Origin of the sequence: Pseudomonas sp. MD195_PC81_125 (assembly GCF_014060985.1) — a bacterium.
GTDB classification, from domain to species: domain Bacteria; phylum Pseudomonadota; class Gammaproteobacteria; order Pseudomonadales; family Pseudomonadaceae; genus Aquipseudomonas; species Aquipseudomonas parakoreensis.
The window spans coordinates 1-7,273 of sequence record NZ_JABULD010000140.1; the positions used below are offsets into that span (position 1 = coordinate 1).

The window sequence follows — 7,273 nt, forward strand, 5'->3', positions numbered from 1 at the left end:
GATCTTTTGATTTTGGCTTTCAAAAGCAAGATCAAAAGATCGCACCTGCGGCAGCTCCTACAGGGTGATGTACTTTTCTACAGGCGAAAAAAAACCCGCCGAAGCGGGTTTTTCCCAAGACCATTATCGACTCCCTGTCGGCAGCGATCCTTGCTAATGGTCGATCATCCGTGATCCTGAAACACTCCCTGTGTCTCAGTTGATGGGTGTAGATTACGCCGTGGATCCAATCGGCAATAGTCGCAAAAGCTACCGCCGCGTGTAAGACATTCGCTATAAAAGCCCTTCCGAAAACCCCTACGCTCGTCAGGCACCGAGCATGCAGGCCGCGATGTACGCGACGCTCAGCTGTCCGATGGCCTGCTCCTGCTGGTCATCCTCCATAAACCAGGCGGCAGATAACCCGGCGAACGCCTGCACCCACTGCAGCAACCGTTGGCGATCCAGCATGGCGGCCTCGACAATGACGTCGACCTGCCGCCGGAAACGCTCGGCATCACCAGCCGTCGGCAAATCCGGGTTGCAGATCAGGTTCGCGTAGTCAAAACCACGCTCACCGCGTACCCGCTTGGGATCGATCGCCAGCCAGCCGCGCTTACCGAAATCAAGGACATTGTCGTGGTGCATGTCTCCGTGCAACACCACCACATCCTGCGGGTCTGCGAGCAACGCTTCAGCCGTTTGCAGGCTCAAGGCATAAGCGCCGCCATGTTTGGCGGCGGCCACTCGCAGCGACGCGAACCACGGTGCCAGCTCCACCAGCGGCGGTGATGGCGTCGGACGCGGCGCATGCAAGCGCGCCAGCGCCGTGCACATGATCCGGGTGGCGTCGTCGTCTTCACCATGAAGCGCCATGTGCATCAGCGAACGCCGCCCCATCGCCCGTTCCAGCAGCAGACCGTTCTCATGATGGGCCAGCACCTGCGCGGCGCCGTCACCGTCCCACCAGACCATCAGCCGATTGCCGTACTGTTCGTCGGTATCCAGTGCGATCTTGAGCATGGCCGGCGCATCACCGTAATTCACCGGTAACAACCGGCTGCCCGGGGTGATGATCGGCTCACCATCCGGTACCAGCGCCCAGCGTTGCAGCCAGGGTTCAAATACTGCGCTATCAGTCACCATCACGCTCGCGCGTCTTCGCACTTTCGGCGAGAAACTGCTCAAGTCGACTCAATTGCTCCTCCCAGCCACGACTGTCCATGTAGTACGCCTCCTTCTGCCGCACATCGGGGATATGCGCAAAACCGGACTCGGACACCTTGAGCAATGTGCCGCTCTCGTAATCCTCCAGCTCGAACTTGACCAGCGTTGTCGGCTCCTGGGAATAGTCGATGTTCGGATTGACCGCGTACGGATGCCAGCGAAACGAAAAACAGCTGCTGCGGCTCCACCCGCTCCACCAGTACGTTCCACAGCACATGCTCATAACCGGGATACGTGACCTGCCCTTGCGTCCATTCCCCGGCAATGAACCGCCTGCCCTCCAGTGCCACACCAAACCACTGGCCAAACGCCTCGGCATCGACCAATGCACGCCAGACATATGAACGTGGCGCCTTGAGCGCGATTTTTCGTTCGAAACTATTGGGTACCGGTTTCATAAGTCACCTCCTGTTTTGAACAGTAGGCTTGTATGACCACATGTCCAACCTGAAGTTGTATCAAAGGGCTGCACCTGTCCAATCCAAAGGAAACATTCGGCGGCATTTCCGTTCATTGAAACGAGCGCCTCCCTGCGATGAACCTGTTACCGTTTCCTGCGAGATAGACACAGACAAGGGCGAAGCATGCAGCCCTCTCTCTCCGAACGTTATCGCGGCGCCCTGCTCGGCCTCGCTTGCGGCGACGCCGTCGGCACCACGGTGGAGTTCAGGCCAAGAGGCTCATTCCAGCCGCTGACGGACATGGTCGGTGGCGGCCCCTTTCACTTGAAACCCGGGCAATGGACGGATGACACCTCGATGGCGCTGTGCCTGGCGGAGAGCCTGCTGAGGAAAAACACATTCGATGCCGCGGACCAGATGGGACGCTATCTGAATTGGTGGCAATGGGGGTATCTCAGTTCAACCGGTGATTGTTTCGATATCGGCATGACGGTCAGCCAGGCGCTGTCGCGGTATCAGCAAACCGGTCAGCCGTTCGCGGGATCTACCGACCCGTTTACCGCCGGCAACGGGTCGCTGATGCGCCTGGTGCCGGTGGTGCTGTTTTATTTCCCTGATGCCCGGCAGATTCGCCAGTTCGCCAGTGACAGTTCGCGAACCACCCATGCTGCACCTGAAGCCATCGAATGCTGTCAATTATTTGCCGAAGTGCTCAGCAAAGCACTGCTAGGCGCCTCCAAGTCAGAATTGCGCAAATTGCCAGACACAACCTTCGTTCAGCCAAAAGTCGCAGCCATCGCCCGAGGTGATTACCTCGCAAAGTCGGCGAGCGAAATCCGTGGCAGCGGCTACAGCGTCGAGTCGCTGGAAGCGGCGCTGTGGTGTTTTCATCACACTGACGGTTTCGCTGCGGCGATTCTGCAAGCCGCCAACCTGGGCGATGATGCCGACACTACTGCCGCGATCGTCGGCCAATTGGCCGGGGCCTACTACGGCATTCGGTCGATTCCCGCCCACTGGCTGGAAATGCTCCATGACGGCGAGGAGATTGCAGCCACCGCAGATCGCCTGCTCGACGCCTCCCGGCTACGCGTCCCTGATTAGAAGCTCCATAGCCGCTAGACTGCACTGCACTTTCCATCCGACTCAGTGAGATTACCCAATGTCGCCACGCCTGCTTCTGGCCCTGACACCATTTCTGTTCAGCCCCCTCGCCCACGCTGCCATCGACTGCGCCAATGCCAGCGATCAGGCCACCATGAACCAGTGTGCCGGGCAGGAATTCAAGTCGACTGACAAGGAGTTGAACGCGATGTATCAGCAGATCATCGGCCGTTTGAAGGACAACCCTGACCGCAAGAAGCTGCTGGTGGGTGCGCAGCGAGCGTGGATCGGGTTTCGCGATACCGAGTGCAAGTTTTCGGCATCCGGGGTCGAGGGCGGGAGTGTTTATCCGCTGATCTACAGCAATTGCCTGACCGCTGTGACCAAGGCACGGATTGAGGCGCTGAAGCAGTATTTGAAGTGTCAGGAAGGTGACATGAGTTGCCCGGTGCCAGGGACCTGATTGTGTAGTGGCTTCGGTCTTGCCGCCAGGTTTGTTGAATCCACAATTAGCGCCGTTTCGGCACGCTGGCCAGTGAATCGATTTTCGCACCATTACCAGCGATTGCGCGGAGCCGGAACATAAGAAGGTGGCGCAGCAAAAAATACAAACTAATTATTGTAATCAGATAATTTATCATCGAGAATTCGCTAACAAATTGTAACAACCAGGAATTTTCATGAGTACTCACATCAACGGATTGGCGCCGCAGCGCATGCACTGGATCGGGCTGCTGGCTGCGATTCTTGTCTGGGTTCTGGGGGTTACGGAGGTCGGTGGCAACGTGACGATCTGGTTCTTCAAGAAGGATGAAATGCTGGCAAGCCTGCTTTATGCCTTTGCAGAAGGCTCGCCGCAATTGCTTGACCCGTTTGTCGAAGGTGCATTGCTTGATCCTGACACCTGGCTGTCATCAACGGTCACTGCGCTGATCGTCTTTCTGGATTTCCTGCCCGTTGTCCTGTCGGCTTACGCGTTATGGCTGACCGGGTTGTTTTTTTCTGCGCTTGTCGCGCGGCGAAACATGGACCGACCGCAACATCAGGGTGCTCTGGCGAGTGGGCGTACTCTGCATCGTTTCTCCGGCAACCTACCCGCTAATAGAGACCTTGCAAGGTCTGGCGTTGTCGATAGATCTGCCGCCGGGGGATCGGATTTTCCAGTTCTCGATCGGCCTGTCTTCCGCTTCTGCCTACGAGATAATCAAAGGCGTATTACTCTGTATTTTTTCAATTATCATGCGTGACGCAAAAGTACTCAGCGATGAGCAAAGCCAATACATATAGAACAACATAATGACCATTATCGTCCGCCTTGACGTCGTCATGGCCACGCAAAAAATTCGCTCGAAAGAGTTAGCCGCCTTGCTCGGAATAACCGAGGCCAATCTGTCATTGCTCAAAAACGGCAAAGTGAAAGGCGTGAAGATGGCAACTCTGGACAAGCTCTGCGCTGCGCTCGATTGCCAGCCGGGCGATCTGCTGGAATACCAGAAAGACTGAGACTTTCCCCGGACGGCGAGTTATTTGTCGCAGGTCCCAATCGTTTAACGCTTATTCAATCCTTAGTTTCAAGGCGGCTTTGTCATGTCCCGTTTTTTATTATGCACGCTGTTATTGCTGACGGCGTCACTCAGCGGCTGCGCCACACAATTTGACGTAGCACTCAATGCAATTCCTGATCCGGACTATCAGTTCGACCGAAACGCAACCGTACTGGTGACCTCGACGAATGGCGCTGATCAAAACGCACTGAATGCCCGCTACTATCTCCGCGACATGGTCAACACATTGAAAGACAGGGGTTTCCAAGAGGTCTATACCGACGCCAGCCTGCCCAGAAATCACGCACCGATCAAAATGACCATCAGCCTCGATATCGGCAGCCGGCAAGTGTCTTACCGTTATACCGCTACCGACTATGGGCAAGTGCCAACCAGTACTACGACCGTTTGCAAAAATACCAAGAAGAAAGATGACCGACTGACCTGCACCAGTAAGCCCAATACGACCTATGGTCCGGTAGGTACTTCGGAGCGAATCGGCTATACCACCTTAAGTACCTTTATTGCCACCGCCCGGGATGAGGCGAGCAAACGCACGGTGTATCTGCTGCGGGCGTCGTCTTATAACGAGGACTGTCAGGCCGCTAAGGTCGAGGCCTTTCTGGTCGAACAGGGCCTGCAGAATCTGGACTTCCAGGATCGCGTGCAACGCAACTACAGCGTCACGATGCCCGAGGGTTACAGCTGCAAATAGTCTGTTACCCAAACCTCTGTCTCGACAGCTTCACGGCGTAGCCAACGTGAGCCGGAGCGGTGAAGCGCATTCCGGCTACACGTGCGGGTCACCCGGCGGCTTGGCCGGCGCCGCGTATTGCGGCTTGAGGTGGCCGTCCTGATCCAGTAGCCAGGCGTCCATGATCTGCCGCACCACGGGACCGGCAACCCGACCACCGGCCTCACCGTTTTCAATCATCACCGAGATGGCGATCTTCGGATGCTCTGCCGGAGCGAAGCCGACAAACAAGGCGTTGTCGCGATGCCGTTCGAGAGTTTTCTCACGGTTGTAACGCTCACCCTGCTTGATCGCCACCACCTGCGCCGTACCACTCTTGCCGGCGATGCGGTACTGCGCTCCGGCCGCTGCGGCGCGCGCGATACCCCGGGCATCGTGCATCACCATCTGCATGCCGTGGTTGACCTGATCCCAGTCACGCGGGTTCTTCAGCAGGATATTCGGCATAGGATGCTCGTCGACCGGCGCAACGCCATCGACGGTCTTCGCCAAGTGGGGTCGATTCCAAACGCCCTTGTTGGCGATCAGCGCGGTGGCCTGAGCCAGTTGTAGCGGCGTGACCTGCATGTAGCCTTGGCCGATGCCCAGGATTACTGTTTCCCCAGGGAACCAGGCTTGACGGCGCGTGGCGCGTTTCCAGGCCTGAGATGGCATTAAACCGGGCGACTCTTCGAACATGTCCAGCGAGACTTTTTCGCCGAGGCCGAACATCGCCATGTAGTCGTGCAGGCGATCGATGCCGAGCTTGTGCGCCAGATCGTAGAAGTAGGTGTCATTGGAACGCATGATCGCCGCATCCATGTCCACCCAGCCATCGCCGCTGTGGTTCCAGTTGCGGTACTTGTGATCGAAATCCGGGAGCTGGTAATAGCCCGGGTCGAAGACTCGTGTCTGCGGGGTCACAACACCGGCATCAAGGCCGGCAATCGCCACTTCGGGTTTGATGGTCGAACCCGGTGCATACAGGCCGCGTAGCACACGGTTGAACAGCGGCCGATCGATGGAATCGCGTAGCGCCGAGTATTCCTTGGAGCTGATACCAGTGACGAACAGGTTCGGGTCGAAGCTCGGATTGCTGACCATGGCCAGCACTTCACCAGTGGATGGATCGAGAGCCACCACCGAACCACGGCGGTCGCCCAGTGCGGCTTCAGCAGCTTCCTGTAGTTTGACGTCGAGACTTAGAACGATGTTTTTGCCAGGGACCGGATCGGTGTGTTTGAGCACTCGCAACACTCGGCCTTGGGCGTTGGTCTCAACTTCCTCGTAGCCAACGTGACCGTGCAGTTGCGCTTCGTAGAAGCGTTCAATGCCGGTTTTACCGATGGATTGAGTGCCGCGGTATTCCACCGAGTCGAGGGTTTTGGATTCTTTTTCGTTAATCCGGCCAACGTAACCGATTGAATGCGCAAAGTGCGGACCCAGCGGGTAATGCCGAACGAACTGCGGCTCGACATCGAGGCCCGGCAAACGGAACTCGTTAACCGCCAACACGGCGATTTGCTCCTCCGTCAGTCCATAGAACAGCGTCACCGGGGTGAACGGGTGACGGGACTGCTTCATGGCCTTATCGAAAACCGTACGATCTTCAGCTGGCAAATGCAGCAGATTGATCACCTCGTCCAGCTCCTGATTAACATCAGTGGCGCGTTCGCGGGTGATGATCAGGTTGTAACTAGGACGGTTATCAGCGAGCAGCACGCCATTGCGATCGTAGATCAGGCCTCTCGTCGGCGGAATCGGCAAGACGTGCACGCGGTTGTTTTCAGAGATGGTCGAGTGGTAGTCGAATTCAACCACTTGCAGGATGTACAAGCGCACCACCAGCGCGCAGCTGATAGCAAAGACAAACAGAGCGCAGGCGATCAACCGTTTGTTGACCAAACGCTTCTCTTTTTCGTGATCTTTGATCGGGATGGGTTCAGGCATTTCTACAGCAACTCTTTGACATAATTTGAGCGCCGATCCATGGGCATGACATCAATCCGTTAAAAAACGAGCTGCACCATACCAAAAACCGAGTGGTCACTTCAGAAGGTTTTTCTCCAATGGCAGTCCTGGCGACGGTTGGAACACCTGTATCGTCTGATCTTGGCGAGCCAAGCACTTTCCTGTGGGCAAAACAAAACCCCAACTGCTTTCGCAATTGGGGTTTCGGAATTTAATCTTGACGATGACCTACTCTCACATGGGGAAACCCCACACTACCATCGGCGATGCATCGTTTCACTTCTGAGTTCGGGATGGGATCAGGTGGTTCCAAC

General features: G+C 56.5%; 7 protein-coding genes, 1 rRNA gene and 1 pseudogene. 5 read left to right on the forward strand and 4 right to left on the reverse strand.

The window, feature by feature from the left end:
* Positions 1-306: 306 nt before the first annotated feature.
* Both HT737_RS06245 and HT737_RS06250 read right to left on the reverse strand, forming a co-directional pair.
* Positions 307-1,125: an aminoglycoside phosphotransferase family protein gene (locus tag HT737_RS06245; RefSeq protein WP_047295302.1), complete on the reverse strand. Its 819-nt coding sequence runs from the start codon at positions 1,123-1,125 to the stop codon at positions 307-309.
* A pseudogene (locus HT737_RS06250) lies at positions 1,115-1,604 on the reverse strand (SRPBCC family protein). Before HT737_RS06250 ends, HT737_RS06245 begins: the two are co-directional and overlap by 11 nt.
* A gap of 186 nt (positions 1,605-1,790) precedes the next feature.
* Here HT737_RS06250 and HT737_RS06255 point away from each other — a divergent pair.
* The 5 genes from HT737_RS06255 to HT737_RS06275 all read left to right on the forward strand — a co-directional run bounded on the left by HT737_RS06255 (position 1,791) and on the right by HT737_RS06275 (position 4,970).
* Positions 1,791-2,711, forward strand: coding sequence for an ADP-ribosylglycohydrolase family protein (locus tag HT737_RS06255; RefSeq protein ID WP_047295304.1), 921 nt, complete (start codon positions 1,791-1,793; stop codon positions 2,709-2,711).
* 58 nt (positions 2,712-2,769) lie between these two features.
* On the forward strand, positions 2,770-3,174 hold the full coding sequence (locus HT737_RS06260) for a lysozyme inhibitor LprI family protein (protein ID WP_182401869.1): 405 nt from the start codon (positions 2,770-2,772) through the stop codon (positions 3,172-3,174).
* Positions 3,175-3,391: 217 nt separating this feature from the next.
* Positions 3,392-3,958, forward strand: a complete 567-nt coding sequence (locus HT737_RS06265; RefSeq protein ID WP_306287177.1) for a hypothetical protein — start codon at positions 3,392-3,394, stop codon at positions 3,956-3,958.
* Between the two features lie 49 nt (positions 3,959-4,007).
* Positions 4,008-4,214, forward strand: a complete 207-nt coding sequence (locus HT737_RS06270) for a helix-turn-helix transcriptional regulator (RefSeq protein WP_003226632.1) — start codon at positions 4,008-4,010, stop codon at positions 4,212-4,214.
* 84 nt (positions 4,215-4,298) lie between these two features.
* Positions 4,299-4,970 (forward strand): hypothetical protein, encoded by a 672-nt coding sequence (locus tag HT737_RS06275; RefSeq protein ID WP_182401871.1) that lies wholly within the window; start codon positions 4,299-4,301, stop codon positions 4,968-4,970.
* Between the two features lie 75 nt (positions 4,971-5,045).
* On the opposite strand, the gene mrdA is transcribed toward HT737_RS06275, so the two are convergent.
* Complete coding sequence (mrdA, locus tag HT737_RS06280; protein WP_095668711.1) at positions 5,046-6,938, reverse strand: penicillin-binding protein 2; 1,893 nt, start codon at positions 6,936-6,938, stop codon at positions 5,046-5,048.
* A gap of 236 nt (positions 6,939-7,174) precedes the next feature.
* Positions 7,175-7,273 (reverse strand): 5S ribosomal RNA (gene rrf / locus HT737_RS06285); the annotation flags it as partial.

Excerpts from the sequence above, each read along its gene's own strand:
- mrdA (WP_095668711.1), bottom strand. The coding sequence starts at position 6,938 with ATGCCTGAACCCATCCCGATCAAAGATCACGAAAAAGAGAAGCGTTTG.
- HT737_RS06255 (WP_047295304.1), top strand. The coding sequence starts at position 1,791 with ATGCAGCCCTCTCTCTCCGAACGTTATCGCGGCGCCCTGCTCGGCCTC.
- HT737_RS06245 (WP_047295302.1), bottom strand. The coding sequence starts at position 1,125 with ATGGTGACTGATAGCGCAGTATTTGAACCCTGGCTGCAACGCTGGGCG.
- HT737_RS06270 (WP_003226632.1), top strand. The coding sequence starts at position 4,008 with ATGACCATTATCGTCCGCCTTGACGTCGTCATGGCCACGCAAAAAATT.
- HT737_RS06275 (WP_182401871.1), top strand. The coding sequence starts at position 4,299 with ATGTCCCGTTTTTTATTATGCACGCTGTTATTGCTGACGGCGTCACTC.
- HT737_RS06260 (WP_182401869.1), top strand. The coding sequence starts at position 2,770 with ATGTCGCCACGCCTGCTTCTGGCCCTGACACCATTTCTGTTCAGCCCC.
- HT737_RS06265 (WP_306287177.1), top strand. The coding sequence starts at position 3,392 with ATGAGTACTCACATCAACGGATTGGCGCCGCAGCGCATGCACTGGATC.